Genomic DNA, 26,357 nt, shown 5'->3' with positions numbered 1-26,357 from the left:
ATGAGTTCGGAACTGCTGGTCGATGTCCGCGCGGGCGTCGCGGTGCTCACGCTCAACCGTCCTGCCCAGCGCAACGCCGTCACGGCGACCATGACGGCCGAACTCGGGGCGGCCCTTCGCCGCTGCGACACCGACGACGCCATCCGCGCCGTCGTCATCACGGGCACCCCACCCGCCTTCTGCGCCGGTGCCGACCTGTCGGCCGGTGCGGGTGGGGCGAGCGCGACGCTCGACCCGTCACCGTGGCAGGTGCGTAAACCGGTGATCGCCGCCGTGAACGGGCACGCCGTCGGCATCGGGCTCGCGCTCGCCTTGCAGTGCGATCTGCGCTATTTCGCCGACGACGCCGTGTACGGGCTCAGCCAGGTCCGGCGCGGTGTGCTCGCCGACGGCTACGCGCACTGGACCGTGCCCCGCCTGGCCGGGCTCGCCAACGCCGCCGACATCATGCTCACCGGCCGCACCTTCGACGGCGGCGAAGCCAAGTCGATGGGGCTGGCCAATGCCAGCCTGCCCGCCGCCGAAGTGCTGCCGACCGCGCTGGCCGTCGCCGAGGACATCGCCGGTGGCCCCGCACCGCTCCCCGTGGCCCTCACCAAGCGGCTCATCTGGGAAAGCCTCGGCATGACCCCCGCCGTGGTCGGGCAGCTCGAATCCGAGCTCAACGCGCACGTGGCCAAGAGCGTCGACGGCGGAGAGGCGATGACGGCGTTCAAGGAACGTCGTCAGCCGCAGTGGTCGGGCAGCGTCAACGACGAGTGGCCCGCCTGGGACGCCCCCGGCGAACGCCCGAGCCTCGACTAGCTCAGAAGTTCCCGTTGCACGACCCGGCCAGGTACAGCAGCGCGAAACAGATCATCAGAATCGTGCCGATGATCCCGCCGATGTACCCGATGAGCACCTGGTGACGCCCACTGAGCCCACCGTAGGAAGCGTCGATCTCGTTGAGTGCCCGCTTCCCGAGCGTCCACGCGACCGGCCCGAAGATCCCGCAGCAGAACGGGCTGAGCAGCCCGAGCACGAGAATCATGTTCGCCTGCGGGTGCTCGACCGTGGGGCCGATCGGTTGATTGGGGATCGCCACCCTACGAATTCTACGGTGTGCGACCACGATTCAGCGTCAGCTGACCACAACTAGGCCGCCGACGTGGCGTGCAGACGCCAAACTCAGCCCAGTCGACGCTGCCGAGCGATATCGGCCAACACCACACCGGCAGCAACCGAAGCGTTCAACGACTCGACCGGGCCCGCCATCGGGATGCTCAGGATCGAGTCGCAGGTCTCGCGGACCAGGCGCGACAGGCCCTTACCCTCGGACCCGACGACCACCACCGTCGGCACGCTGCCGTCGAAATCGTCGAGGGTCGTGTCGCCGCCCGCGTCGAGGCCGACGATCTGGATGCCCTGGGACGCCCAATCCTTCAACGTGCGGGTCAGGTTGGTCGCGCGGGCGACGGGCAGGCGTGCCGCCGCGCCCGCACTCGTCCGCCACGCCACCGCGGTGACGGCCGCGCTGCGACGCTGCGGGATCACCACACCCTGACCGCCGAACGCGGCGACCGAGCGGATGACCGCGCCGAGGTTGCGCGGGTCGGTGATGTTGTCGAGGGCGACGAGCAGTGCGGGCTCGGCGGTCGACTTCACCCGGTCCATCAGGTCGTCGGGATGGGCGTACCGGTACGGCGGTACCTGCAGTGCCACACCCTGGTGCAATCCGTTGGCACTCAACCGGTCCAGGTCGGTGCGCGGCACCTCGAGAATGGAGATGCCGAGGTCGGCGGCACGCTGCACGCTCTCGGTGAGGCGGTCGTCGTTCTCGGTACCGACCGCCACGTACAGCGCCGTCGCGGGCACATCCGCGCGCAGGCACTCGAGCACCGGGTTGCGGCCGAGCACCAGCTCGGGACCGTCGTCGGACTTGCGACCGGCGCGCGGCACACCGGACTTGCCGGTCGGACGACCCTGTGCCGCTTTGGCTTTGGCCGCGGCGGCCGCGCGCTTGGCGGCGGGATGCTTGGTGCGTTCGACCGCGGGCGGGGTCGCGCCGCGCCCTTCGAGGCCGCGCCGGCGCCTGCCGCCGGAACCGACGACAGCACCCTTCTTGGTGCCGCCCTTCCTGATCGCTCCGCGTCGCTGTGAATTGCCTGCCATCAGTTCGCCTTTCCGCTAGCTGCGCCCAGCGACCATTCCGGCCCCTGCGGGGTATCGGTGACTTCGATACCCGCCGCGATGAGCCGATCCCGTGCGGCATCGGCTTCTGCCCAGTTCTTGTCCGCCCGCGCGCTCGCCCGGCGATCCAGCTCCGAGCGGACCAGCACGTCGAGCGCGTCGAGCGCCGCCGAATTGTCGGCGGGGGTGTACCAGTGTTCGTCGAACGGGTCGACGCCGAGGATGCCGAGCATCGCCCGCACCTGCCCGGCCAGTTCGGCCGCTGTGTCGAGTGCGCCCGATTCCATGGCGCGATTGCCCTCGTGCACCACGCGGTGGATTTCGGCGAGCGCCTTGGGGATCGCCAGATCGTCGTCGAGCGCGGCGGCGAACGCGTCGGTCCATTTACCGACCGGCACCGCACCGGCCCGATCGTGCACCCGCCGCACGAAAGCCTCGATGCGCTGATAGGAAGCGACCGCGTCGTCGAGTGCCTTGTCGGAGTATTCGAGCATCGAACGGTAATGCGCGCTGCCCAGATAGAAACGCAATTCCACCGGCCGTACGCGAGTGAGTACATTCGGCACCGAGAGAACATTGCCGAGCGACTTCGACATTTTCTCCCCGCCCATCGTCACCCAGCCGTTGTGCAGCCAGTAACGCGCGAAACCGTCGCCCGCCGCCTTCGACTGGGCGATCTCGTTCTCGTGGTGCGGGAAGATCAAATCCATTCCGCCGCAATGGATATCGAATTCGGGTCCGAGATAGAACTCGGCCATCGCGGAGCATTCCAGGTGCCAGCCGGGGCGACCGGGGCCCCACGGCGAGGGCCAGCTCGGCTCGCCCGGTTTGGCGGCCTTCCAGAGGGTGAAATCGCGGGGGTCGCGTTTCCCGCGCGTAGGGGTTTCGCCCTGGTGCACGTCGTCGAGTTTGTGGCCGGAGAGTTCTCCGTAATTCGGCCAGCTCACCACATCGAAATACACATCACCCTCGGCGGCGTAGGCGTGCCCGCGCTCGATCAGCCGCTCCATCAGGGCGACCATCTGGGTGATGTGCCCGGTGGCGCGTGGCTCGGCCGACGGCGGCAGCACACCGAGGGTTTCGTAGGCGGCATCGAACGCGCGCTCGTGCGTGGCCGCCCATTCCCACCACGGCCTGCCCGCCTCGGCGGCTTTGTTCAGGATCTTGTCGTCGATATCGGTGACATTGCGGATGAACCGCACGTCGTAGTCGTGTGCCAGCAGCCAGCGGCGCAGCACGTCGAAGGCGACGCCGCTGCGCACATGCCCGATATGGGGCTGACCCTGCACGGTGGCACCACACAGATACACCGAGGCACGGCCGGGGACCAGCGGGGTGAATTCCCGCATGGTCCGCGTGTCGGTGTCAAAAAGGCGCAAGGTCACGGCATTCGATCCTAGTCGGTGGGATGAGAGTGGGGTTGACCGGCCGGTTCGTGGCTCGCCGCGATTCGGAGGCGGCGACGGTGGGGCGGTCGGGTGGGGTGGCCCGTCAGGGCTGCGAACACTCCAGCAGACAGGTCGCGATGGCGGCGACACCCTCACCGCGCCCGGTCAATCCGAGCCCGTCGGTGGTGGTTCCGGAGACAGAAACCGGTGCGTCGAGTAATTCGCCGAGTACTTTTTGCGCCTCGGCGCGGCGCGGGCCGATCTTCGGGCGATTACCGATGACCTGCACGGCGGCATTGACGACGGAGTAGCCGTCGTCGGTGAGGAGCCTGCGGACTTCGGTGAGCATGGCGGCGCCGGTGACTCCGGCCCATTCGGGGCGGCCGACGCCGAAGACGGCGCCCACGTCGCCCAGGCCGGCGGCGGAGAGCAGTGCGTCGCACAGGGCGTGCACGGCCACGTCACCGTCGGAGTGGCCCGCGCAGCCGTCGGCGTCCGGGAACAGCAATCCGGCCATCCAGCAGGGACGACCGGGTTCGATGGGGTGCACGTCGCTGCCGATGCCGACTCTCATTTCGCGACCTCGCTCCGGTCGGCAGAGCGACTGAGCTGCGCGAAGTCGCCGCCGGGCACGGAATCGGCAGTCGCGGAGTCCCCGACGGGCGCGGACTCGACGGTCGCGAGCTGTGTCGGTGCGTCTGCGGGCGAGGCCTCGGTCGCCCGCGCCGACTCGAGCGACGCAGTGGCGTCGGCCGAGGCCGCGTCGCTTCGCCGGGCGAGGACGGCTTCGGCGAGGGTCAGGTCGAGTGGCGTGGTGATCTTGAAGGCCAGTGGCTCGCCCGCGACGGTGTGCACGGCGACGCCGAGGCGTTCGACCAGGCCCGCGTCGTCGGTCGCGGCGACGTCGGTGGCGTAGGCGCGGCGCAGCAACTCGGCGTCGAAACCCTGGGGAGTCTGGACGGCGCGCAGGCGGGCGCGGTCGGGTGTGCCGGTGACAACGCCCGCGTCGTCGACCGATTTCACGGTGTCGACGACGGGCAGCGCCGGCACGACGGCCGGGCTGCCTGCCTGTAGTTCGGTGGCGACGCGCGCGATGAGTTCGGGCGGAGTGAGCGCGCGAGCGGCGTCGTGCACGAGGTAGTACCCGGCGTCGGGTGCGGCCGCGATGCCCGCGCGCACCGAATCCGTGCGCTCGGCGCCGCCGACGACGACCTGCACCGGCACAGGGGGCATCGAACCGCCGGTCAGCGAAGTGGTGGACAGCAAGGCGGACGCGGCGTCGACCAGTTCGGCGGGTACGACCACGACCACCCGGTGCACAGCACCGGACGCGATCAACCCATCGACGGCCAGCCGGACCATAGGTATACCGCCGACCGGGACGAACGCCTTCGGGGTGGGTTCACCCAGGCGCACGCCACGACCGGCGGCAGGAACCAGTGCTACGACAGGTCGCACACTACGAGGCCGCGGCGAGGACCTCGTCGAGCAGCGATTCGGCCTTGCCGTCGTCGGTGCCCTCGGCGAGCGCGAGCTCACCGACGAGGATCTGACGCGCCTTGGCCAGCATCCGCTTCTCACCGGCGGACAGACCGCGATCCTGCTCACGACGCCACAGGTCGCGGACGACCTCGGCCACCTTGTTCACATCGCCGGAGGCGAGCTTCTCGAGGTTGGCCTTGTAACGGCGGGACCAGTTGGTCGGCTCCTCCGTGTGTGGCGCGCGTAGCACCTGGAAGACGCGGTCGAGACCTTCTTGGCCGACGACGTCGCGCACGCCGACGTATTCGGCGTTTTCTGCGGGAACGCGAACGGTCAGGTCGCCTTGCGCGACCTTCAGGACCAGATACTCTTTCTGCACACCCTTGATGGTGCGGGTCTCGATTGCTTCGATCAGCGCCGCTCCGTGGTGGGGGTAAACGACGGTGTCTCCGACCTTAAAAATCATGTGTCCCGTGCCCCTTTCGATGTTCACAGTTTAACATGCGACTCGGTAACGGCGCGATCAACTGTGCAGGTCAGGGCCACAACGAGGACATCCCAGGGGTTGACAATCAAGAATTGTTGTGCATTGTGTTGCGCCAGAACAGGTTAACCACCAGCACAACGACCGGTATTCGCACTTCGGCCGTCCGGCATCGACGTGGCAACCACGTCCGGGACACCGAACTGTTACTTCCGTACCCGCGCGTCGCGAGCCCCGACGCCACGCGCGCGAAGCGAACTACTACGCTGCCTAGTTACTACCCTCCGGTCCCCGTGTGGAACGGAGTGAGCCCGGTCGACATGGAGGACAAACCGTGACTGCCCTGAAAGCTGTGACCGCCCCGTCGGCGCGACGTCGCATGGTGACGGTTGCCGCGCTCGCCGCTGCCGCGGGCATCGCCCTGACCGGCTGCAGTGCCGGCCAGCACACCCAGACCTCGTCGCAGGACGCCGCCATCAACGGCAACCATGCCGACGTCGGCGACATCTCGCTGCGCAACGTGCACATCGTGTACCCCGAGGCGGCGTCGGAGCACCAGAAGGGCGGCAAGGCCGTCCTCGCCCTGTCGATCATCAACGGCAGCGAGACCATCACCGACGAGCTCACCAGCGTGAGCACCGACCTCGGCCCGATCAAGATCACCGGCCCGGCCGGTGGCAAGTTCGAGCTGAAGCCGCAGGAGACCGTGCTGGTCGGCCCGCCGAGCGTCACCGCCGCGGCCGAGACCGGCGATCACCACGGCACCACCACGGCCGCGCCGACCACCACCGCGGCACCGACCACGGCGCCGGGTGGCGGCAACTCGAGCGCCAGCGATGCCGCTGCCGAGCCGGCGAGCATCGAGATCACCGGCCTCACGGAGAACATCACCCCCGGCCTGACCTACACGGTCACCTTCAACTTCAAGGACGCGGGCACCGTGCAGGTGGCCGTTCCGGTCGACGCCGCCACATCCGAGCGCGTCGAGAACGAGAAGTCCGGCCCGGCGCCCGAGGGCGCGGGCGGCGGTCACTGAGACCAGCAGCCGGGAAAAGCCGTCGCGAACTTTCGCGGCGGCTTTTCTTGTTGTCGGACCCGATCCGTAGGGTGCGCGTGTGGCCAAGACCAAAGCTGTTTTCCGTTGCACCGCGTGTTCGCACGAGGTGTCGAAATGGGTCGGCAAATGTCCTGATTGCGGTGCGTGGGGCACCGTGAACGAGGTGGCGGTCTCGGCCGCCGCGGCAGCGCCGGGGCGCAGGGCCATGCTGCCGAGCACGGCCGCGGCGCCGCTGTCGCAGATCGACGCGAAGGTCACCCAGGCCAGGTCGACGGGGGTGAGCGAACTCGACCGGGTGCTCGGCGGTGGGGTGGTGCCGGGATCGGTCGTGCTGCTGTCGGGTGAACCGGGCGTCGGCAAGTCGACCCTGCTGCTCGAGGTCGCGTTCCGGTGGGCCGCCCAGCGCGACGAGACCGCGCTGTATGTGACGGCGGAGGAGTCGGCTGGGCAGGTGCGCCTGCGTGCCGACCGGACCGGCGCTGTGCACGACCGGGTGTATCTCGCGGCCGAATCGGATCTGTCGATCGTGCTCGGGCACGTGGAGCAGGTGCGCCCGACGCTGCTGGTCGTCGACTCGGTGCAGACGATGCTCGCCCCCGAGGTCGACGGCGTGATCGGCGGTGTCACCCAGGTACGCGCGGTGACGGCGGCGCTCACCTCGCTGGCCAAGGCGAGCGGGATCGCGGTGCTGCTGGTCGGACACGTCACCAAGGACGGCAATGTGGCCGGTCCGCGCACGCTCGAGCACCTGGTGGACGTGGTGCTGCAGTTCGAGGGCGACAAGAACTCCTCGCTGCGCATGGTGCGCGGCATCAAGAACCGCTTCGGCAGCGCCGACGAAGTGGGCTGTTTCGAACTGCACGAGGACGGCATCGCCTGCGTCGACGATCCGTCCGGCTTGTTCCTGCATCACCGCACCGATGCCGTGCCCGGCACGGCGGTGACAGTCGCGATGGACGGCAAACGTCCGCTGGTCGCGGAGGTGCAGGGACTCACGGTGAAGACCGAGATCCCGCAGCCGCGTCGCGCGGTGAGCGGCCTGGACTACAACCGGGTGGCCATGGTGCTCGCGGTGCTGCAGAGCCGTGGACGGGTATTCCTCGGCAAACACGACGTGTACGCGGCGACTGTCGGCGGCATGCGCCTGGTCGAGCCGACCGCCGACCTCGCCATCGCCCTGGCCATCGCCAGCGCCGAGGCCGATATCGCCCTGCCCGCGGGCTGGGTGATCCTCGGTGAGGTCGGCCTGGCGGGCGAGGTCCGCAAGATCACCGGGCTCGGTCGGCGCCTGGCCGAGGCCGAGCGATTGGGCTTCACCACCGCCCTGGTTCCACCGGGTTCGGAGAAGTCCAAGGTCGGTTCGATGCGCATCCACGAGGTCGGCGACCTGCGTTCGGCGCTGCGTTTGGCCGAACTCCGCAAATCCCGGGCACCTCGCGAGCCGGTGGCCGTGGAATAACTCCGGCAAACCGCGCTTTCCGGTCGAATTCGGCATTTCGGCGGTAACAGCCGTTGACACGGTCGTCCGTCCTGCGAATTCTGCAAATCAGCCGTCTTGGACATGTGATTTACAGCGCATCCGCATAATGCCCGGTCGGACGGTATTCAGTCGGCCAGGTTGAACGGTTCGGCCGCGCTGCGGATGGAACCGAGCTGTGCGACAACCATGTACGCGCCCGCCGGAACCGGCAACCGCTCCCCCGCGCATTGTGGCTGGGACGTGGTGCCGAACCAGGTGCCCTTGTACGACAGCTGTTCGCCCGCCTTCAGGGTCTTCACCTCCGGCGGCCCGTCCGGGGTGCAGTCGTTGCTCGCCCACAGCCTGCGCTGCCCGTCGAGGGTGAAGACGAGGAACTGCGGGCCCGCGCCGAGATCGCGCGAGCACGCGGCCGTGGAGATGTTGGTGATCACGGTGCCGAAGCCCGGCTGGTCACCCACCCGGTAGGTCGGCTGGTTGACCGTCACCTTCAGCGCCAGCGACTGATCGCTGCACGGCTGGGCCGCGGGCTCGGGCACGGCGGACGTGGTCGACGCCGCCGCCGACGTGCTGGTCACCGAACTGCTCGCCGCCGCGCTACTGGTCGCACTGCTTATCTGAGGCGTGCTCGCGACCGTCGTCGAGGACGCGGCCGCGCTCGAACCGGACGAATCACCACCGCGCGCCACCAACGTGACCAGCCAGACCACGATGGCGAGCGCGACGATGATGACGCCGATGGCGAGCGCGCGACGACGCCAGTAGATCTCCGGTGGCAGCGGTCCATTCGGTTCCAGCACGCTTCAAAGGTAAGCGCAGCGCGCGAGGGCGCGCTCGATGACCTCGGCGTGTCGGGCGCGTACCGCCCGATTCAGACCGTCTCGCCGATATTGCCGACCACCCGGCGCAGGTGCGCGCGCCCGTCCGACAACTGGTAGGTGACGCTCGCGATCGCGCACTGACCAGTGGCGACGCGCTGGGAGATGATCATCGAGCGCTCCATGAGCAACTTGCTGGTCTCCACCACGTGCCGGGCCTCGAGGTCGTCGACCGTCGTGAGCCCTTCGCGACGGCCGAGCAGGATCGAGGGGGTCACCTTCTCGACCACGCTGCGGATGAAGCCGCCGGGGACGGCGCCGCCGTCGAGCGCGTCGATCGTGGCCTTCACCGCGCCGCAGCTGTCGTGGCCGAGAACCACGATCAGCGGCACATTGAGCACCTCGACGCCGTATTCGATCGAACCGAGCACCGAGGCATCTACGACGTGGCCCGCCGTGCGCACCACGAACATATCGCCGAGGCCCTGGTCGAAGATCAGTTCCGCGGCGACGCGTGAATCGCCGCAGCCGAACAGGATCGCGTGTGGTTTCTGTCCGCCCACGAGCTTGGCTCGGTCGGCCGCCCCCTGGCTAGGATGCAGCAGAGTGTCGTTGACGAAACGCTCGTTGCCCTCGCGCAGCGACTTCCAGGCACTTATCGGATTAGAACCAGGCATACCGACCATTGTGCACACGCTATCGGTTACCAGCGAGTCTGCGCTGTTACGCCTCGGCAAAGTCGGCCTGGCAGAGATGGAACGGAAACAGTGAGTATCGACGCCGAGGTCCTGCTGGATTGGTTCGCCGAGCGGGCGCGCGACCTGCCGTGGCGGCGGCCGGAGGCGACCGCCTGGCACATCCTGATGAGCGAGATCATGCTGCAGCAGACACCCGTGGTCCGGGTGGAGCCGATCTGGCGGGAGTGGGTGGCGCGCTGGCCGGTGCCCTCGGCGATGGCGGCGTCGTCACAGGCCGAGGTGCTGCGGGCGTGGGGCAAGCTCGGTTATCCGCGCCGGGCGCTGCGGTTGCACGAGTGCGCGCGGGTGCTGGCCGCCGAGCACGGCGACGTGGTTCCCGCCGATGTCGACGTCCTGCTCGGCCTGCCGGGTATCGGCGCATACACCGCGCGGGCGGTGGCGTGTTTCGCGTACGGGCAGCGAGTTCCGGTGGTGGACACCAACGTTCGCCGCGTGGTGGCGCGAGCGGTACACGGCCGTGAACCCGGTAACCCGTCCTCGCGCGACCTCGCCGAAACCGAGGCGCTGCTGCCCGTCTCGGTGCCGCGGGCGGCGAAGTTCTCGGCGGCGCTGATGGAACTGGGCGCGCTGGTCTGCACGGCTCGCAACCCCGACTGCGGCAACTGCCCGCTGCCGCGCTGCGCCTGGGTCGACGCGGGCAGGCCGGCCGCCGAGGTGGTGCGCAAGGTGCAGAAGTACGAGGGCACCGATCGCCAGGCGCGCGGCAGGCTGCTCGACGTGTTGCGTGATGCGTCGGGTCCGGTCGAGCGGGTGCGGCTGGACATGGCCTGGGCGCGCGACCCGGGTCAGCGCGCCCGCGCCTTGGATTCCCTGCTGGTCGACGGGCTCGTCGAGCAGACCGAGGACGGCCTGTTCGCCCTGGCCGGCGAGGGAGCCTGAGACCCGGCACTCAAACCCGTGCCAGAAACCGTTCGACGTGCGCGCGGTATTCCTCGGGCCGCTCATCGTGAATCAGGTGCCCCGCCCCGAGGACTCGCACGTACTCCGCGTCCGGATGCACCTCGGCCATCGTCCGCATCTGCCCCGCCGGGGTGATGGTGTGCTCGCCCTCGATGAGCAAGGCGGGCACGCGCAGCGATTTCCATTCGTCCCAGAAGTCGCGCGTTCCCCATTCCTCGGAAATCGCGCGGAAGGTGTCGACCTCGCCGTGCAACCGGTAGCCGCCCGAGTCGGTGAACGCCCGCAGGAAGTACCGCCCGGCCACCGGCCCGAAATAGTCGAGCACGGCCCGGGCGTCGGGGAAGGGTTGCGGCCAGGAGTGGATGAGTTCGGCCCAGTGCGCAGCGGTGCGGCCGGTGAAGTCCGGTGCGATGTCCTCGACGACGATCGCGCGGACCCGGTCGGGGTGGGCCGCCGCGAACACCCACCCGTGCAGCGCACCCATCGAATGCCCGATCACGATCATCGGTTCGGTGATCGCCGCCGTGTGCTCGGCGAGGTCAGCGACGAACGCCTCGGTAGTGAGCTCCGCGGGCGGAACGCGGCCGTGACCTGCGGCATCGAAGGTGTACACATGTCCGAGCGCGCGCAACCACGGCACCTGATCCGACCAGGTACGCGCACTCCCCATCAGCCCGTGCAACAGCAGAATCGGCACCCCGACCCCACCTTCGTCGTACAACACCCAGCCGATTGTGCCAGCTCGAGCATCGGTTTTCGGCCGCCTCGAGCCGGACTGATCGGAGGGGTGCGACGAAGGAGCACCCGGCCCGCGGCGCCGGCCGCCATAGACTGAGCTCATGGCTGTTGTGAAGATCAATGCGATCGAGATTCCCGAGGGCGCGGGCCCGGAGCTGGAGAAGCGGTTCGCCGCGCGTGCTCACGCGGTGGAGAACTCGCCCGGGTTCCTCGGCTTCCAGTTGCTGCGCCCGGTAGCCGGTGACAACCGGTACTTCGTGGTGACGCAGTGGGATTCGGAGGAGTCGTTCGCCGCGTGGCGTGACGGCCCGGCCCGCACGGCGCACGCCGGTCACGGTGCCGACGGCGAGCGGCCCAAGCCGGTGTCGACCGGTGCGTCGCTGCTCGAGTTCGAGGTCGTGCTGGACGTGCCCGCGAAGTCCTGATCCGGGCGTTTCCCCTGGATGTATTGACGCGCGCTGGCAGCGGCTGTCACAGTTCGAGGGAAATTACGCGAGGGTGCGCGGTAATCCGGTGAGATTCCGGAGCGGTCGCGCCACTGTATTCCGTGCCGGATTCCGGTGCGGACAGCCAGACATCGGCACCCTCGCCTATCGCTTCGATCGCGGGACGCGCATCCCGGAGGAGGACCCGAATGGCTATCGCGCATTCACCCAGCCGGTCTACCGGCCTCGACACCCTGGCTACCGTGCTGGTCACGGCCGGTGTCGTTCTTCTCGCACTGCTCACGCTGTACCTGGTCGGTTTCGACCAGGGGGCCGTCTCGCGTAGCGGGATGTTCCTGCACGAGCTGATGCACGACGGACGTCACCTGCTCGGTGTCCCGTGCCACTGACCGGATCCTTCAAAACCCTGCTGTTACGTGGCCTGCTGGCCGGTCTGATCGCCGGCCTGCTGGCCGCGACAGTGGGCTATTTCATCGGCGAACCCCATATCGAGGCGGCCATCGCCATCGAGGAGGCCGGGTCCGGCGGGCATTCGCACGGGACCGTCGAGGACCAGGCGCACGACGAAGAACCGCTGGTCAGCCGATCTGGGCAGCAGGCGGGTCAGTTTCTCGCGCTCGCCCTGGCCGGAATGGCGTTCGGGGCGATCTTCGCCGCCGTTGTGCACGTGGCTCGCCGCTTTACCGCGCTGAGCGGGCCCCGATTGTCGCTGACCACAGCGGGTTTCGCGTGGGCGGCGATCGTCGCGGTGCCGTTCTTCAAGTACCCGGCCAATCCACCGGCGGTCGGCGACCCGGAAACCATCGATCAGCGCACCTGGCTGTGGGTGGCCGTTGTCGTGCTCGGCCTGCTCGCGGTCGCGGCGGCCGTCGCGGCCTATCGCGCGCTGGCCGGGCAGCTCGACTCGTTCCGGCTCGTTGCCGCGGTAGCCGCGTTCGTGCTGGTCACCACGGTCGGTTACGTGCTGCTGCCGGGCGTGAACGAGGTGTCCGACGACTTCCCGGCGACGCTGCTGTGGCAGTTCCGGGTGGCGTCACTGGCCGAAACCGCCACCCTCTGGGCGGCTTTGGGACTGGTGTTCGCCGCGCTCACCGAATGGTCCAGCGCGCGTAGCACTCCGGTAGCACGCGAGGTCGCTACCTCCGGGTGATCCTCGTGAGTACCACGAGAGGGCAGTGTCGGCATCATGACCGACACTGCCTTCTCTGTTTCCGTCGCCCGTCCGGGGGCGGTGCGCGTGGCCTTCGCCGGGCTGGTCACCGCGCTGGCCGCCGGGGTCGCCGAGGGACTGCTGCGCGCCGGACGCGGTGGGACCGAATTCGGCGCCACCGCAACGGGTCTGCTGCCCCGGCTGGCCATCTACCTGGTGGTGCTCGGGGTCGCGATGCACATGGCCAACGGCAGCCGGGTGTCGCGGGCCCTGCTCACCGTCGGTATCGGGATGATCGGGCTGGTCTCGCTCATCATCGAACCGCTGGCGGTACTGCTGTCCACCGACGACTTCGGCGCCCTGTTCGGTGAGCTCGCGCCCGATTCGGCTGTCCTCGTCGCCTGCCGGGCGGTGCACATCCTCGCGGTGGTGATCGCGATTCCGGCGATGTACACCCCGGCAGCGCACCGCTGGTTCACCCAGCGGTGAGTGTTCAGATGAGTTCGGCGTCCAGTTCCACCTCGGCGACACCGGCGAGCGCCTTGCTCACCGGGCAGCCGTTCTTGGCCGCGGTCGCCGCGGTGTAGAAGCCCTCGGCGTCGATCCCGGAGGCGACGGCGCGCACGGTCAGCTTGATCTTGCTGATCCGGAAACCGCCCGCGGGGTCGGGGCCGAGGGTCACGTCGGCGGTGACGTCGAGGCTCTCCGGCGTGCCGCCGACGTTGGCGATCTCGGCCGAGAGCGCCATCGAGTAGCACGACGAATGCGCGGCCGCGATGAGCTCTTCGGGGCTGGTGCCCTCGGCGTTGTCGGCCGCGCGGCGGGGGAAGGTCACGTCGTACTTGCCGACGCCGGAGCTGACCAGCTCGACCTGCCCGGAGCCGTCCTGCAGCCCGCCTGCCCAGAGTGTGCGTGCGCTACGAGTCGCCATCACGTTCCTTTCGTTAGCCAGAGTGTGTGTTCGACACCGAACCTACGTGAGCTCAGACCGGGATACTCGTCACTTCGTCGAGGCGTTCCAGCTTCTCCGGCCACACCTGCTGATGCAGGTCGCGGATGGCGGCGGTGGCGAAACCGGAGTGCCGCAACCGCAACCTGATGCCGCGTGGCTGTTTCAGGAACTCGGCGGCGACCACGGTCTCCACCCCTTCGGTCGCGGCGGTGACCCAGGTGAACTCGATCCGGCGGTTCGGCTCGAGCGCGAGGATGCGGCCGTAGTGCGGGTTGCGTTTCTCGGCCGAGCCGGTGTCGAAATAGAGGGGCTCGTTCACGGCGGGTCGCATCAGAACCGATCCGGGGACGGCCAGCCACAGGTCGAGGCCTTGGGTCCAAGCCGCGTACAGCAGGCTCGGCTGGGCCTTCATGACTCGCTCGACGGTGAGCTCGTGGGGCCGAGTGGACAGGTCCGGGGGGCGAACTGGCTGGTCCATCAGCCGACCCTACCGGTCAAGTGCCCACCGAGCCCGCATCGGGTGTGCCACAGCGTCACTCGGGGTTGGTGACGCGCGCGAGCACGATGCCACCGAGAATCAGCGTCAGGGCCAAGACCCGGCCCGCGCTGAGCGGGTCCTTGTGCACGAGCACGCCGAGACCGATCGCCCCGAGCGCGCCGATCCCGGTGAACACCGCGTACGCCGTCCCGACCGGAAGGGTCTGCATGGCGCGCGAGAGCAGGTAGACCGCCAGCGAGCCGAGCGCGATGCACAGCAGGGTCGGGCCGAACCTGGTGAAGTTCTCGGTGGGTTTGATGGTCTGCGACCAGGCGATTTCGACCAGGCCGGCCACGCCGAGCAAGACCCAGTTCATCGCGCGTAGTCCTTTGCGAGCACGCGTACTTCGGCGATCGCGGCGTCGAGTGAGGCCTCGTGCTCGGTACGCAGGTGGGCGAGGTTGGGGTCCGAGACCGCGTTGGCCAGTTCGGCATTGACGAAAACGGTATCGGTGACGGCGTAATGGCCCGCGAAGAAGTCGCGCAGATAGCGCTCCTGATAGTCGAAGGCGGCCTTCGGCGCGCCGGGCGAGTAGGCGCCGCCGCGTGCGGAGACGACGACGAAGCGCCTGTGCCCCAGCGACATCCGCGGAAAAGTCACCTGATCGAGCCAGGCCTTGAGCGTGGCGGGGATCGAGTAGTTGTACATCGGTGTGCCGATGAGGATCACGTCGGCGGCCAGCAATTGCGCGAGCAGGGGTTCGACGGTGCGCCACGCGGCGCGGGCGGCGGGGGTGACGGCGAGATCGGGCAGACGATCGAGGTCGGTGCTGCCCGCCGCGAGGACGGCATCACACAGCTCGGTCCAGCCCTCGTCGATGAACGGCGCGGGGTCGGTGGCGAGGTCGCGGTAGGTGTAGGCGCCCTCGGGGGCCGCCGCACGCCAGGCCCGCGCGAATTCCGCGCCGAGCCTGCGGCTGAGGGAAGTAGTCCTGGCACTGGCGTCGAGGTGCAGCAGGTGCGTCATGGTCGAACCTTTCGATAACCGGACGTTGTGTCCGCTTGACCCAAGGCTAGAACACAAGTGGACACCTTGTCCATATTTCTGGATCTCGGTTAGAGTCGACCCCATGGAGCCTCGATCCGATCTGCTCACCGGCACGGCACCACCACCCGAACGCACCGACGCCGCCCGCAACCGCGCCAAAGTGCTCGCCGCGGCGGCCGACCTCTTCGCCACCCGCGACCCGCGCACCGTCACCATGGACGACATCGCCAAGGCCGCGGGCGTCGGCCGGGGCACCCTCTACCGCCGCTACCCCGACCGCAATGCCATCGCCGTCGCCCTGCTCGACGAACACGAACGTGCCGTCCAGGAACAGCTCCTGCGCGGCGAACCCCCACTCGGCCCCGGCGCTCCCCCCGCCGAGCGGCTCGCCGCGTTCTATGCCGCCATGATCGAATTGCTCAGCGCCCACGCCCATCTGGTACTCGGCGCCGAAACCGGCGGAGCCCGCTTCGCCACCGGCGCCTACGGGTTCTGGGCACTGCACGTCCGGGCCCTGCTCGTCGAAGCCGGTATCCCCCAGCCCGATTCGCTGATCGATACCGTCCTGGCCCCCGTGGCGGCCGAGGTCTACCTTCAGCAACGCGAACGCGGCTTGTCCCCGGAGCAGATCACCGCGGGTCTGTCGGTCCTCGCTCACCGGCTGCTCGGGGGCGGGTAAGCGCGATGTGTCGGTGGCTACGGCTACCGTCACGCGGGTGAGGACACTGCCTACCGACGCCGAAGTCGACCGGTTCTGGGCCATGATCGAATCCGCCTGGGATGCCTGCGGCGCGCCACGAACCGAGGGTCGGCTCGACCAGTTCCTCGCCGAATTACGCGCGCTCAGTGCTGATTTCACCAGCGAGGAGCTCACTGCGCTGGACCGCGTGGCCGAGCGCGCGCTCTACGACATCGACCGTGCCGATATCCACGCGGTGATCGGGGGGTCCGACGACGGGTTCCTCTATCGCCGCGGCTTCGTCGTCGCGCTGGGTCGCGACTACTACCGCGCGGCTGTGGCCGATCCGGGGGCCGTGCGATCCCACGGCGAATGTGGGCAGATGGGCTACTTCTTCGCCCACCTGCACAAGGACCGGTTCGGGAGCTTCCCCGACCGGAATTCGGGAATCTCCAGGGAGACGGCGTCGAATCCGGCCGGGTGGTCCTGAATCGGGGTCAGGTGAGGTCGCGGCGGGCGGTGAGCCAGATGGTTCCCGTCGCGAAGATCGTCACGTAGACCGCGAGGACGACGAGGGACTCGCCACGGGTCAGGATGTCGAGGACACCAGGCGTCGCTGGGCCTTCCACCGTGCGCATCGCCCCTGCCAGTGAGCCCGCGGCGGTGCCGGGAAGCAGATCGGTGACCGCTTCGATGGGGCCGAATATCCCCGCGACCCCGCGCAGCAGGTTCTCGACGACGAGAACCCAGATCAGGCCGAGCCCGACAGCGAGAGCGGGACCGCGGGCGAGGGCGCCGATGAAGGCTCCCGCTGCGGTCCACATACTCAGAATGGCTGTGCCGGTGAGGATTCCGAGAAGAGATCGGTCGAGTGCGGGCAATGTGACCGGCTGACCTTCCGTCACCGCGATGAGGGACGCGACACCGAGGTCGACGACGAACGCGGCACACACCAGGACGACTACCGTCACCAGTAGGCTCAGCAGCAACCCACCGACCGCGTTCGCCCGGCCCGGCCCCTGGGTGAACACGGTCTTCCACGTCCCCCAGCCGTACCCACTACCCACCGCCAGCGCGCCGAGAACAAGCATCAGCGCACCGCCGAACATCGCCATACCCTGGGTGAATACTTCGGGTACGGCGGTCGGCACGAGCCGGCCGAGCAGCACATCGCGCGGCAAGCCGTCGGACATGGAGCCGCTCTCACCGGAGCGGTAGGCCAGGTAGTCGAACAGGTAGGCGAAGGTCAGATTCAGCAGGATCCATGTGCCGAGCACGATCCAGAAGGCGGGCCAGCGCCGAAGACGCAGACCCTCCGCCCTGATACTCGCCGTGAGATCTCCTGTCATGCTGGTCATTTCGCGACCTCCGTCAGCTCGAAGAAGACTTCTTCCAGGGATTTCTCGTCGACGCGCAGCTCGAGCAGGTCCGCACCCGCCTGCACGACAGCTCGCGCCACAGCAGGCGCCATCGCGGCCGTCGTCTCTATCCGAATGCCCTCGGCGCCCGCTCGCACCGGCGCGCCGGACAGCGCGCGGACCGCCTCGACGGCTACATCCACCGGTTCGGCGCGGACGAGTAGCGATGCGGTGCCGCGCAATTCGGCGACCGTCGATTCGGCGAGCAGACGCCCACCGGAGATCACCCCGACCCGGTGGCAGATTTCCTGCACCTCGGCGAGCTGATGACTCGACAGCAACACGGTGTGGCCGTCTGCCGCGAGATCGACGATGAGCGAACGCATTTCGGCCAGACCGGCCGGGTCGAGACCGTTGGTCGGCTCGTCGAGGACGAGCAGATCGGGATCGCCGAGCAGGGCCGCACCGACACCGAGGCGCTGCTTCATACCGAGGGAATAGGTGCGGAAGCGGTCGTCGGCGCGGGTGGTGAGGTCGACGCGGGCCAGCGCCTGAGTGACCTCGCGGTCGCCGAGTCCGCGATAGCGGGCGAGAACGCGCAGGTTGTCGCGACCCGACAGGTACGGGTAGAAGCCCGGGCCCTCGATCAGTACCCCGACCCGGCGCAGCACCTCCGGGTCGCCGGGGGCGCTGCCGTGGACCGTCGCGCTGCCCGCGCTCGGCCGGACCAGGCCGGTCAGCATGCGCAGGGTCGTCGTCTTGCCCGCGCCGTTGGGGCCGAGGAAGCCGTAGATCTCCCCGGTCCTGACCCGCATACTCACCGCATCGACCGCGAGGTGTTCGCCATAGCGTTTGGTCAACCCGGTGGTGACCACGATTGATTCGTTCATGCGAAAGACGATCCGCGCCGAAGGGGTGCCCGCGCATCCGTCGCGCGGCTCGATCGGGCCTACGTCGCGCGAGGTACGCGGGGCTACGGCAAAAATACGTGCGTAGGCCGACGCTTCTGCCGGGGTGACGCAATAGGGTTGCGTGGGTGGGAGCGAAGTGGGAGCGTGACGCGGCCGTCCGGGACTGGGGGCTGGCGGTGGTGGTCGCGATAGTGCAGCTGGCAGGCAGTTCCGGGGCGAACGCGCAGCAGACCGGGGTGCGTTCGCTCGACGCGTTCGCGTACCTGCTGCTGCTGGCCGGGCCGATCGCGCTCGGCTTCCGGCGGTTGCTCCCCGAGCCGGTGCTGGTGGTGGCCCTGCTCGCCGCCGTGTCCTACGTGCTGCGCGACTACGGGTACGGGCCGATCTTCCTTTCGCTCATCATCGCGTTCCTCACGGCTGCCGTCCACGGATCGCGCTGGCGCACCTACCCGTTGGTCGTCGTCGGCTACCTGACGATGGTGTGGCCGCTGCCCGCCCTGCTCGGCCGCGATGTCGACGCCTGGCAGGTCTTCGGCCTGCTGGCCTGGCTGGGTGTACTGGTCGGGATCGCCGAGGGAATCCGTCAGCGGCGCACGGTGGTGCTCGCGCGCCGGGAGCGGGCCGAGGCGGCGCAACGCGATGAACAGGCACAGCAGGCGCGGGCCGCGTCCGAGGAACGGCTCGCCATCGCCCGCGAGTTGCATGATGTACTGGCACACAGCCTTTCGCTGATCAATGTGCAGTCCTCGGTGGCGCTGGAACTGTTCGACCGCAAACCACAGCAGGCCGCCGCCGCGCTGGCCACGATCAAGACCACCTCCAAAGAAGCACTGACCGAGGTGCACACGCTGCTGCACGCGATCCGCAGCGGCGCACCCGTCGCTCCCGAGTACCCCGAAACCCCTGCGGCCGAGCCGGTTCCGGCACCCGCGCCGCGCGCTCCGGCACCGACGCTCGACGACCTCGACACCCTGTTGCGACGAACCAGAGCGACCGGTCTGCCCGTCGACACCAAGGTCATCGGCACCCCCAAGAAGCTGCCGAGCGTGATCGACGTGGCCGCCGCCAGGATCATCCAGGAATCGCTGACGAATGTGGTGCGGCACGCGCCGGGGTCCACGGCGATGATCACCCTGCGCTACACGCCCGAAACGGTCGACATCACCGTCGACAACACCCGCCCGACCGGTACCGCCGTGCGCAGCGGGATCGGCGGCAACGGGATCATCGGCATGCGGGAACGGGCGCATGCGCTCGGCGGGGCGCTCACCGCCGGACCCCGGCCGTCCGGCGGGTTCCGGGTGGCCGCGCGGTTGCCCTCCCGGCCGGCCGGAGCAGAGACATGATCCGGGTGCTGGTCGCCGACGATCAGGCGCTGGTGCGCGGCGGGTTCGTCGCGCTGCTCGATGCCCAGGACGACATCGAGGTGGTCGGCGAGGCCGAGAACGGCGAGCAGGCCGTGCGGATGACGCGCGCGCTGGTGCCATCGGTCGTGCTGATGGACATCCGCATGCCCGTCCTCGACGGGTTGGCCGCCACCCGCATGATCGCCGACGACGCGCAGCTCGCCGACGTGCGCGTCGTCGTGCTCACCACCTTCGAACTCGACGAATACGTCTTCGAGGCGATCCGCGCCGGCGCCTCGGGTTTCCTGGTGAAACACACCGAACCCGCCGACCTGCTCCGCGCCGTCCGGGTCGTCGCGGCGGGCGAGGCCCTGCTTTCCCCCGGCGTCACCCGCCGCCTGCTCACCGAATTCGCCACCCACGCCAAACAACCACCCCCGCTCGCCCTCGCCGACCTCACCGACCGCGAACGCGAGGTCCTCACCCTGGTGGCCGAGAGCCTCACCAACGCCGAGATCGCCGCCCGCCTCTACCTCAGCCCCGCCACCGCCCGCACCCACGTGAGCCGCATCCTCACCAAACTCGCCGCCCGCGACCGCACCCAACTCGTCGTCCTCGCCTACGAATCCGGCCTCGTCCGCCCCGGCTGGCAGTAGCCGGAGCGCGCCTTCGGGTCAGCTGTCCGTACCCGCTCGGCGGCGTTCGTCCTCGGAGAAGTGGGCGCGTCGGGCCATTCCGGCGGGGGCGGCCTGGGCTCGGGCCGAGTAGGCCGAGAGGGCGTCGAAGGCGCCGCGCACGCCGCCTGCGACGGGGGCGTAGGTGATGGAGGAGCCGGGGTCGAAGCCGAGGTCGGAGCCTACTTCGACGGCGTCCATGTTGGCGCCGAGGAAGACGAAGGTCCAGTTGTAGACCTCCTGTTGCTGGGTGATCAGGGATTTGACCGCCGCGTGCGTCCATTCGCGGCTGGAGTTCTCGTGGCCGTCGGTGAGGACGACGACGATCACCGTGCCGGGCCGCTCGTGCTCGGGGCGGGCCGCGAGCTCCTCACCGACGCTGGTGACGAGTTTGCCGACGGCGTCTGCATCGAACCGGAACGGTCGAGCAGAACAGCGATGAGCGTGCGATCGGAATCGGTCATGCGTGTGAACACCCCCGTGTCGTGTGGACTGGCCCAACCCACGGTACGCCGCGAATTCACCTCCCGGAGGCCGTGAAAAGCGGCTCTACCAACGAAAAAACCCACCTTCTGAGTTCAGAAGGTGGGTTTTTCGTTCAGCTGGTTACTCGCCGGAGGCGGCGGTGTCGGGGGCGGTGCCCTCGGCTGCTCCGGTGAGGACGACCTCGGGCTTGTCGTCGCCCGTGGGGGCCTTGGTCAGCTTCGTCTTGCCGGTGAAGGTGAACTTGGCGTCTTCGCCCTGGCCTTCGCCGTCCCAGTTCTCCACGTCGACCGTGATGGTCTGGCCGGCGCCGATCTCGCCGAAGAGGATCTTCTCCGACAGCTGGTCCTCGATCTCGCGCTGGATCGTGCGACGCAGCGGACGGGCACCCAGGACCGGGTCGAAACCGCGCTTGGCGAGCAGGCTCTTGGCCTGGTCGGTGAGCTCGATCGCCATGTCCTTGTTCTTCAGCGCCTTGGCGACACGGTTGATCATCAGGTCCACCATCTGCACGATCTGCTCGCTGGTGAGCTGGTGGAAGACGATCACGTCGTCGATGCGGTTGAGGAACTCGGGGCGGAAGTGCTTCTTCAGCTCGTCGTTGACCTTGAGCTTCATCCGCTCGTAGTTCGAGCCCTCGGCGTTGGACTGGGTGAAGCCCAGGCCGACGGCCTTGGAGATGTCGGAGGTGCCAAGGTTCGAGGTGAAGATCAGCACGGTGTTCTTGAAGTCGACCGTACGACCCTGACCGTCGGTGAGGCGGCCGTCCTCGAGCACCTGCAGGAGGGTGTTGTAGATCTCCTGGTGCGCCTTCTCGATCTCGTCGAACAGCACCACCGAGAACGGCTTGCGCCGCACCTTCTCGGTGAGCTGGCCGCCCTCCTCGTAACCCACGTACCCGGGAGGGGCACCGAACAGGCGCGAGGCGGTGAAGCGGTCGTGGAACTCGCCCATGTCGATCTGGATGAGCGCGTCGTCGTCGCCGAACAGGAAGTTCGCCAGCGCCTTGGACAGCTCGGTCTTACCGACACCGGACGGACCGGCGAAGATGAACGAACCGGACGGGCGCTTCGGATCCTTCAGGCCGGCGCGAGTGCGGCGGATCGCCTTGGAGACGGCCTTGACGGCATCCTCCTGGCCGATGATCCGCTTGTGCAGCTCGTCCTCCATACGGAGCAGACGGGTGGTCTCCTCCTCGGTGAGCTTGAAGACGGGGATACCGGTCCAGTTGGCCAGCACCTCCGCGATCTGCTCGTCGTCGACCTCGGCCACCACGTCCAGGTCGCCCGAACGCCACTGCTTCTCCCGCTCGGCGCGCTTGGCGACGAGCTGCTTCTCCTTGTCGCGCAGACGCGCGGCCTTCTCGAAGTCCTGCGCGTCGATCGCGCTTTCCTTCTCGCGGCGGGCGTCGGCGATCTTGTCGTCGAACTCGCGCAGGTCCGGCGGCGCGGTCATCCGGCGGATGCGCATGCGCGCGCCCGCCTCGTCGATGAGGTCGATCGCCTTGTCCGGGAGGAACCGGTCGTTGATGTAGCGATCGGCCAGCGTCGCGGCGGCCACGAGAGCGCCATCGGTGATGGAGACCCGGTGGTGCGCCTCGTAGCGGTCGCGCAGACCCTTGAGGATGTTGATGGTGTGCTCGACGGTCGGCTCGCCCACCTGCACCGGCTGGAAACGGCGTTCCAGGGCGGCGTCCTTCTCGATGTACTTGCGGTACTCGTCGAGGGTGGTCGCGCCGATGGTCTGCAGCTCGCCACGGGCCAGCTTCGGCTTCAGGATCGAGGCCGCGTCGATCGCGCCTTCGGCAGCACCCGCGCCGACGAGCGTGTGCAGCTCGTCGATGAACAGGATGATGTCGCCGCGGGTGTTGATCTCCTTGAGCACCTTCTTGAGGCGCTCTTCGAAGTCACCGCGGTAGCGGCTGCCCGCGACAAGGGAACCCAGGTCGAGGGTGTAGAGCTGCTTGTCCTTGAGGGTCTCAGGGACCTCGCCGTTGACGATGGCCTGCGCCAGGCCCTCGACGACGGCGGTCTTACCGACACCGGGCTCGCCGATCAGCACCGGGTTGTTCTTGGTGCGGCGGCTCAGCACCTGCATGACGCGCTCGATTTCCTTCGAGCGGCCGATGACGGGGTCGAGCTTGCCTTCCAGCGCCGCCTGCGTGAGGTTGCGCCCGAACTGGTCGAGCACCAGCGAGGTGGACGGCGTACCCGCCTCACCGCGCGAGCCGGTGCCCTCGACGGGCTCCTTGCCCTGGTACCCGGACAGCAGCTGGATGACCTGCTGACGGACCCGGTTCAGGTCGGCGCCCAGCTTGACGAGCACCTGGGCCGCGACGCCCTCACCCTCGCGGATGAGGCCGAGCAGGATGTGCTCGGTGCCGATGTAGTTGTGACCGAGCTGCAGCGCCTCGCGCAGACTCAGTTCCAGCACCTTTTTCGCACGCGGGGTGAAGGGGATGTGACCGGACGGCGCCTGCTGGCCCTGCCCGATGATCTCCTCGACCTGGCTGCGCACACCCTCCAGCGAGATGCCAAGGGACTCCAGCGACTTCGCCGCCACGCCCTCGCCCTCGTGGATCAACCCAAGCAGGATGTGCTCGGTGCCGATGTAGTTGTGGTTGAGCATCCGGGCCTCTTCTTGGGCCAGGACAACGACACGCCTCGCGCGGTCGGTGAACCTCTCGAACATCGCTCCCTCACTCTCCTGCTCCGACATTCTGGCAACAGACGCCGCTGTGTGCTCGGTACAACCTTGGGCGCCGGAGGCGACAACTGTCGCCGTCAGCCTGCCATGAAGCCCGGGGGTTGCGGCCCCCACCATCCACTCTAGTTGGCCGGGGATTCCGCCGTCTCCGCTCCACCCTATTGGGGACCGGTGACAACTTGGCCATTCACTCACAACGCGCACGTCGCGGCATTCGTTTCCGTTCCAGTTTTGCCTACAGCGAAATCGCCGTCAGCCGGTGAACGGGGGCACGAACTCGCACGGCACGGGCGCCTGCCTGGCCGGATCGAGGGCGTTGAGGACGTGACCGGCGGCACGCGGACTGCCCGCGATGGCCATGTGCTCGGACCAGTCCTGGGCGCAGCCGTCCTGCACGACGACCGAGGTGGCGTTCGGGCCGGGCACCAGGCCGGAGGTGTGCGGCACGACGAGCTCGTCGAGGACCGTGACGATATTGACGTAGGTGACGCGCGGGTCGTACACCCCGTCGGCATTGAGCGCGGTCATGAACGGCGAACCGCTGAACATCTGCGCGCACGCCTGACACAACGAGCCGGTGGCGGCGTCGAAGACCGGTCCCGCGCCGAGCGCCCGGCTGAAGTGGGCGATATCGCCCGCGCCGAACGCATTGGTCCCGAGCCAGGGCGGCGCGATCCCGACCAGCGTGCCGACCTTTTCCCCGCCGCCGAGCCGCTTGAGGTAGTAGTTGCCGACGATATTGCCCTGCGAGTGGGCGACCAGATCGACCCGTTCGGCGCCGGTCCGCGCGAGGACACCGTCGACGAAGGCCGACACTTCCGCCGCACTCTGCTCGACGGGGCGCATCCCGCCGATGGCCGAGACGGGCCAGGGCAGCTCGTACGCGCCGTAGGTGAGGGTGAACACGCAATAGCCCTCGTTGGCCAGCAGCGGGACGTACACGCCCCAATTCGTCTGTGCCCCACCGCCGGTGCCGTGCAGCAGGACGACCGGATTCGGATGTTCCGGGGTGGGAACGCAATCCGGGTCGTTCGCCCCGGGTAGCGCGCCGCCCGGGTTCGTCAGCTCGGGCGCGATGCCCGCGAAGAAGTTGTAGTCGACCGGGTAGGGGTCGGCGGCCGCGCCACCTGCCCCCACGAGACCGAGCAGCATCGCGACAGCGAGAACGAGCATCGACTTACTTCGCATGGAACCACCCCTGACTGGAACGTGTTCCAGTCATCATGGAACACGTTCCAGCCTTCGCGCGGCACTACGGTGCGATTCAGCGCACCACCGCTGGCGAAACGGTCTGCCCCGAGAGCGGGGCGGCGGCGTTCGACTTGCCCTGCTGCACCCCCGCCACGAACAGCGCACCGCACAGCACAAGGAACGCCGCCGTGTGCAGCACTGCCCGCAGGATGTTCCAGCGCACCCACGCCGCCTCGAAATCGGCGCGCACCGAAACGGGGTCGGCCAGTGTCGCCGGGTCGCCCGCCGCGGCGAGGGCGTCGTTGAGCGGCACGTTCTGCCCGGCGGTGACCGCGAACGCGATCACGTTGAGCACCAACGCGATTCCGATCCAGATCAGCGTGGCACGGTGATCGCCGCCCAGGTGCAGCGCGGCCGCGAGCGCGGTGAAACCGACCGTCCCGAGGAAGCCGAACATGAACCACGGGTTGATGATCACCACGTTGATCTTCTGCATGATCTCGATCAGCGTGCGGTCTCCGGTACGCGTCAGGGCGGGCATCACCGAGATCGCGTAGGCGTAGAACACGCCTGCGACGAGGCCGGTGCTGAGCATCGCGAGAACCAGCGAGGACAAACGAATGGCCGACATGGGAACCAACTCCTGACTCGAATCCGGAGCCGCACTCCGGTGACAGGAACTAGTCAACCGCGTCCCTACCGCCACCGACATGGTTCAGGCGCTCGGCCACCTGCGTCAGACGCTCGGTTCGCAGCCGTCTCGAGAACCCGCGGCGCAGGCCGCGATGTCAGAGCTCGTGATCGGAGATCATTCCGCTCTGCATCGCGAGGGCGGCGAGCCGGGTGCGCTTCTGATTCTGCGGCAGATTCTCCACCCCGAACTTCGCGAACAGGGCACGCAGGTGAGTTTTGATCGCGTCGATCGACAGGAAGAGTTCCTCGGCGATCTGCTGGTTCGACGCGGGCGTCGCGAATCCGGTGCCGTGCTTGTACGGACGGCACAGGGCGATCAGCACCGCGCGCTGGGTTTCGGTCAGCGAACGCATGGTGGGGATGGAACCGGAGGCGGTATGCGTGGCGTCGTCGACGACACCACCGAAATCGAAGAAATGCACCAGCGTGGTGCCGACGCGAATGCGGTCACCCGGGCTCAGCCTGCGCCTGCCGACCAACCGCTCACCGTTGACGAACGTCCCGTTGCGCGACAGACCGTCGTCGATGATCGTCCAGTGCGCACCGAGGTGTTCGACCGCGGCATGCAACCGGGACACCTCGGCATCCCAGCCGAGCACGAGATCGGCCTGAACATTGCGCCCGATGGTGATCCGCTGCCGCGCGGGGTCCAGGGGCAATTCATGCTGGCGCCCAGTGTTGTCGGTGTACCGAAGAAAGGAGCTCACCGCACATCTCCCGAGACTCGAAACACCTTGCGCACAACCATCAGTCTATCTTTCCAGACCGCGCCCCCGCCCCGGACAACGACCTGAAAAAGCGCCCAGAACCCGCACCCCTACCGCATTCCCAGCCCCCACTCCCCGACCCCGAGGAGGGGACGCCGCGAAGCGGCGGTCGGCGGCCGTCCCGACGATCAGGCGCCGTTGCGTAGGCGACGAAGGAGCAAGCAACGGTGCCTGATTCCCCGGGCTCGAGCGGGTCGAAATGGTA

31 protein-coding genes, 1 pseudogene and 1 riboswitch are annotated in these 26,357 nt (G+C 68.3%); of the genes and pseudogenes, 12 read left to right on the top strand and 20 right to left on the bottom strand.

The window, feature by feature from the left end:
- On the top strand, window positions 1–804 hold the full coding sequence (locus tag AB0I35_RS29625; RefSeq protein WP_357399614.1) for an enoyl-CoA hydratase-related protein: 804 nt from the start codon (window positions 1–3) through the stop codon (window positions 802–804).
- Window position 805: 1 nt separating this feature from the next.
- Here the strand turns inward: AB0I35_RS29625 and AB0I35_RS29620 are convergent, their stop codons facing one another.
- The 6 genes and pseudogenes from AB0I35_RS29620 to carD all read right to left on the bottom strand — a co-directional run bounded on the left by AB0I35_RS29620 (window position 806) and on the right by carD (window position 5,505).
- Entirely contained in the window at window positions 806–1,084 is a 279-nt protein-coding gene (locus AB0I35_RS29620; RefSeq protein ID WP_067495645.1) for a hypothetical protein, read from the bottom strand.
- An 83-nt stretch (window positions 1,085–1,167) separates the two neighbouring features.
- The gene (gene rlmB / locus AB0I35_RS29615; protein WP_357399613.1) at window positions 1,168–2,151 is read right to left on the bottom strand and encodes a 23S rRNA (guanosine(2251)-2'-O)-methyltransferase RlmB; all 984 of its coding nucleotides are present in this window, start codon (window positions 2,149–2,151) and stop codon (window positions 1,168–1,170) included.
- Window positions 2,151–3,554, bottom strand: coding sequence for a cysteine--tRNA ligase (gene cysS, locus AB0I35_RS29610; protein WP_357399612.1), 1,404 nt, complete (start codon window positions 3,552–3,554; stop codon window positions 2,151–2,153). The genes rlmB and cysS overlap by 1 nt, the downstream gene beginning before the upstream one ends.
- Window positions 3,555–3,660: 106 nt before the next feature.
- On the bottom strand, window positions 3,661–4,131 hold the full coding sequence (gene ispF, locus AB0I35_RS29605; RefSeq protein WP_181700831.1) for a 2-C-methyl-D-erythritol 2,4-cyclodiphosphate synthase: 471 nt from the start codon (window positions 4,129–4,131) through the stop codon (window positions 3,661–3,663).
- 203 nt (window positions 4,132–4,334) lie between these two features.
- Window positions 4,335–5,015 (bottom strand): annotated as a pseudogene (ispD, locus tag AB0I35_RS29600) (2-C-methyl-D-erythritol 4-phosphate cytidylyltransferase); the annotation flags it as partial.
- 1 nt (window position 5,016) lies between these two features.
- On the bottom strand, window positions 5,017–5,505 hold the full coding sequence (gene carD / locus AB0I35_RS29595) for an RNA polymerase-binding transcription factor CarD (RefSeq protein WP_019044685.1): 489 nt from the start codon (window positions 5,503–5,505) through the stop codon (window positions 5,017–5,019).
- A 352-nt stretch (window positions 5,506–5,857) separates the two neighbouring features.
- Between carD and AB0I35_RS29590 the strand changes: the two genes are divergently transcribed.
- On the top strand, window positions 5,858–6,559 hold the full coding sequence (locus tag AB0I35_RS29590) for a hypothetical protein (protein ID WP_357399611.1): 702 nt from the start codon (window positions 5,858–5,860) through the stop codon (window positions 6,557–6,559).
- 79 nt (window positions 6,560–6,638) lie between these two features.
- Complete coding sequence (radA, locus tag AB0I35_RS29585; protein WP_357399610.1) at window positions 6,639–8,039, top strand: DNA repair protein RadA; 1,401 nt, start codon at window positions 6,639–6,641, stop codon at window positions 8,037–8,039.
- 146 nt (window positions 8,040–8,185) lie between these two features.
- On the opposite strand, the gene AB0I35_RS29580 is transcribed toward radA, so the two are convergent.
- Together AB0I35_RS29580 and AB0I35_RS29575 are read right to left on the bottom strand one after the other, a co-directional pair.
- Window positions 8,186–8,857 carry a hypothetical protein gene (locus AB0I35_RS29580; protein WP_357399609.1) on the bottom strand — a complete coding sequence of 224 codons (672 nt, stop codon included), beginning with the start codon at window positions 8,855–8,857 and terminating at the stop codon, window positions 8,186–8,188.
- 71 nt (window positions 8,858–8,928) lie between these two features.
- Window positions 8,929–9,552 carry a carbonic anhydrase gene (locus AB0I35_RS29575; protein ID WP_357399608.1) on the bottom strand — a complete coding sequence of 208 codons (624 nt, stop codon included), beginning with the start codon at window positions 9,550–9,552 and terminating at the stop codon, window positions 8,929–8,931.
- Between the two features lie 90 nt (window positions 9,553–9,642).
- On the opposite strand from AB0I35_RS29575, the gene AB0I35_RS29570 reads away from it, so the two are divergent.
- Window positions 9,643–10,512: an A/G-specific adenine glycosylase gene (locus AB0I35_RS29570; protein ID WP_357399607.1), complete on the top strand. Its 870-nt coding sequence runs from the start codon at window positions 9,643–9,645 to the stop codon at window positions 10,510–10,512.
- Between the two features lie 10 nt (window positions 10,513–10,522).
- Here AB0I35_RS29570 and AB0I35_RS29565 read toward each other — a convergent pair whose 3' ends face one another.
- Window positions 10,523–11,257 carry an alpha/beta hydrolase gene (locus AB0I35_RS29565; protein ID WP_357399606.1) on the bottom strand — a complete coding sequence of 245 codons (735 nt, stop codon included), beginning with the start codon at window positions 11,255–11,257 and terminating at the stop codon, window positions 10,523–10,525.
- Window positions 11,258–11,372: 115 nt separating this feature from the next.
- On the opposite strand from AB0I35_RS29565, the gene AB0I35_RS29560 reads away from it, so the two are divergent.
- The 4 genes from AB0I35_RS29560 to AB0I35_RS29545 all read left to right on the top strand — a co-directional run bounded on the left by AB0I35_RS29560 (window position 11,373) and on the right by AB0I35_RS29545 (window position 13,356).
- Entirely contained in the window at window positions 11,373–11,696 is a 324-nt protein-coding gene (locus tag AB0I35_RS29560) for an antibiotic biosynthesis monooxygenase (protein ID WP_357399605.1), read from the top strand.
- Between the two features lie 26 nt (window positions 11,697–11,722).
- Window positions 11,723–11,872, top strand: a riboswitch (cobalamin riboswitch).
- A 33-nt stretch (window positions 11,873–11,905) separates the two neighbouring features.
- The gene (locus AB0I35_RS29555; protein WP_067977397.1) at window positions 11,906–12,106 is read left to right on the top strand and encodes a CbtB-domain containing protein; all 201 of its coding nucleotides are present in this window, start codon (window positions 11,906–11,908) and stop codon (window positions 12,104–12,106) included.
- Entirely contained in the window at window positions 12,097–12,867 is a 771-nt protein-coding gene (locus AB0I35_RS29550; protein WP_357399604.1) for a CbtA family protein, read from the top strand. Before AB0I35_RS29555 ends, AB0I35_RS29550 begins: the two co-directional genes overlap by 10 nt.
- A 36-nt stretch (window positions 12,868–12,903) precedes the next feature.
- The gene (locus AB0I35_RS29545) at window positions 12,904–13,356 is read left to right on the top strand and encodes a hypothetical protein (protein ID WP_357399603.1); all 453 of its coding nucleotides are present in this window, start codon (window positions 12,904–12,906) and stop codon (window positions 13,354–13,356) included.
- Window positions 13,357–13,360: 4 nt separating this feature from the next.
- On the opposite strand, the gene AB0I35_RS29540 is transcribed toward AB0I35_RS29545, so the two are convergent.
- Genes AB0I35_RS29540 through AB0I35_RS29525 form a run of 4 tightly spaced genes read right to left on the bottom strand, consistent with a single transcriptional unit; the run spans window position 13,361 to window position 15,323 of the window.
- On the bottom strand, window positions 13,361–13,798 hold the full coding sequence (locus tag AB0I35_RS29540) for an OsmC family peroxiredoxin (RefSeq protein ID WP_067495675.1): 438 nt from the start codon (window positions 13,796–13,798) through the stop codon (window positions 13,361–13,363).
- A 52-nt stretch (window positions 13,799–13,850) separates the two neighbouring features.
- Entirely contained in the window at window positions 13,851–14,297 is a 447-nt protein-coding gene (locus tag AB0I35_RS29535) for an SRPBCC domain-containing protein (RefSeq protein WP_357399602.1), read from the bottom strand.
- Window positions 14,298–14,352: 55 nt separating this feature from the next.
- Window positions 14,353–14,673: a multidrug efflux SMR transporter gene (locus AB0I35_RS29530; RefSeq protein WP_357399601.1), complete on the bottom strand. Its 321-nt coding sequence runs from the start codon at window positions 14,671–14,673 to the stop codon at window positions 14,353–14,355.
- A complete protein-coding gene (locus AB0I35_RS29525; RefSeq protein WP_357399600.1) occupies window positions 14,670–15,323 on the bottom strand; it encodes an NAD(P)H-dependent oxidoreductase in 654 nt (217 codons plus the stop codon). Before AB0I35_RS29525 ends, AB0I35_RS29530 begins: the two co-directional genes overlap by 4 nt.
- Window positions 15,324–15,426: 103 nt before the next feature.
- Between AB0I35_RS29525 and AB0I35_RS29520 the strand changes: the two genes are divergently transcribed.
- Both AB0I35_RS29520 and AB0I35_RS29515 read left to right on the top strand, forming a co-directional pair.
- A complete protein-coding gene (locus AB0I35_RS29520; protein ID WP_357399599.1) occupies window positions 15,427–16,023 on the top strand; it encodes a helix-turn-helix domain-containing protein in 597 nt (198 codons plus the stop codon).
- Between the two features lie 37 nt (window positions 16,024–16,060).
- Complete coding sequence (locus tag AB0I35_RS29515; protein ID WP_357399598.1) at window positions 16,061–16,513, top strand: DUF4240 domain-containing protein; 453 nt, start codon at window positions 16,061–16,063, stop codon at window positions 16,511–16,513.
- 7 nt (window positions 16,514–16,520) lie between these two features.
- Here the strand turns inward: AB0I35_RS29515 and AB0I35_RS29510 are convergent, their stop codons facing one another.
- Both AB0I35_RS29510 and AB0I35_RS29505 read right to left on the bottom strand, forming a co-directional pair.
- Entirely contained in the window at window positions 16,521–17,381 is an 861-nt protein-coding gene (locus AB0I35_RS29510) for an ABC transporter permease (RefSeq protein ID WP_357399597.1), read from the bottom strand.
- On the bottom strand, window positions 17,378–18,271 hold the full coding sequence (locus tag AB0I35_RS29505; protein ID WP_357399596.1) for an ABC transporter ATP-binding protein: 894 nt from the start codon (window positions 18,269–18,271) through the stop codon (window positions 17,378–17,380). Before AB0I35_RS29505 ends, AB0I35_RS29510 begins: the two co-directional genes overlap by 4 nt.
- 146 nt (window positions 18,272–18,417) lie before the next feature.
- On the opposite strand from AB0I35_RS29505, the gene AB0I35_RS29500 reads away from it, so the two are divergent.
- Both AB0I35_RS29500 and AB0I35_RS29495 read left to right on the top strand, forming a co-directional pair.
- Entirely contained in the window at window positions 18,418–19,638 is a 1,221-nt protein-coding gene (locus tag AB0I35_RS29500; RefSeq protein ID WP_357399595.1) for a histidine kinase, read from the top strand.
- Window positions 19,635–20,294, top strand: a complete 660-nt coding sequence (locus AB0I35_RS29495; protein ID WP_357399594.1) for a response regulator transcription factor — start codon at window positions 19,635–19,637, stop codon at window positions 20,292–20,294. The genes AB0I35_RS29500 and AB0I35_RS29495 overlap by 4 nt, the downstream gene beginning before the upstream one ends.
- Window positions 20,295–20,312: 18 nt before the next feature.
- Here the strand turns inward: AB0I35_RS29495 and AB0I35_RS29490 are convergent, their stop codons facing one another.
- The 5 genes from AB0I35_RS29490 to AB0I35_RS29470 form a co-directional block, all read right to left on the bottom strand.
- Complete coding sequence (locus tag AB0I35_RS29490; protein WP_357399593.1) at window positions 20,313–20,642, bottom strand: hypothetical protein; 330 nt, start codon at window positions 20,640–20,642, stop codon at window positions 20,313–20,315.
- Window positions 20,643–20,918: 276 nt separating this feature from the next.
- Window positions 20,919–23,486, bottom strand: coding sequence for an ATP-dependent Clp protease ATP-binding subunit (locus tag AB0I35_RS29485; RefSeq protein WP_067495751.1), 2,568 nt, complete (start codon window positions 23,484–23,486; stop codon window positions 20,919–20,921).
- A gap of 267 nt (window positions 23,487–23,753) precedes the next feature.
- Entirely contained in the window at window positions 23,754–24,689 is a 936-nt protein-coding gene (locus AB0I35_RS29480; protein WP_357399592.1) for a lipase, read from the bottom strand.
- A 76-nt stretch (window positions 24,690–24,765) separates the two neighbouring features.
- On the bottom strand, window positions 24,766–25,323 hold the full coding sequence (locus AB0I35_RS29475) for an anthrone oxygenase family protein (protein WP_357399591.1): 558 nt from the start codon (window positions 25,321–25,323) through the stop codon (window positions 24,766–24,768).
- A gap of 157 nt (window positions 25,324–25,480) precedes the next feature.
- Entirely contained in the window at window positions 25,481–26,092 is a 612-nt protein-coding gene (locus AB0I35_RS29470; protein WP_357399590.1) for an FHA domain-containing protein, read from the bottom strand.
- Between the last annotated feature and the right edge of the window lie 265 nt (window positions 26,093–26,357).

The sequence above is a fragment of the Nocardia sp. NPDC050378 genome (assembly GCF_040655675.1).
Taxonomy (GTDB): Bacteria; Actinomycetota; Actinomycetes; order Mycobacteriales; family Mycobacteriaceae; genus Nocardia; species Nocardia coubleae.
The sequence above is the reverse complement of the archived record's forward strand: the minus strand, read 5'-3'. Positions and strand labels throughout refer to the sequence as shown.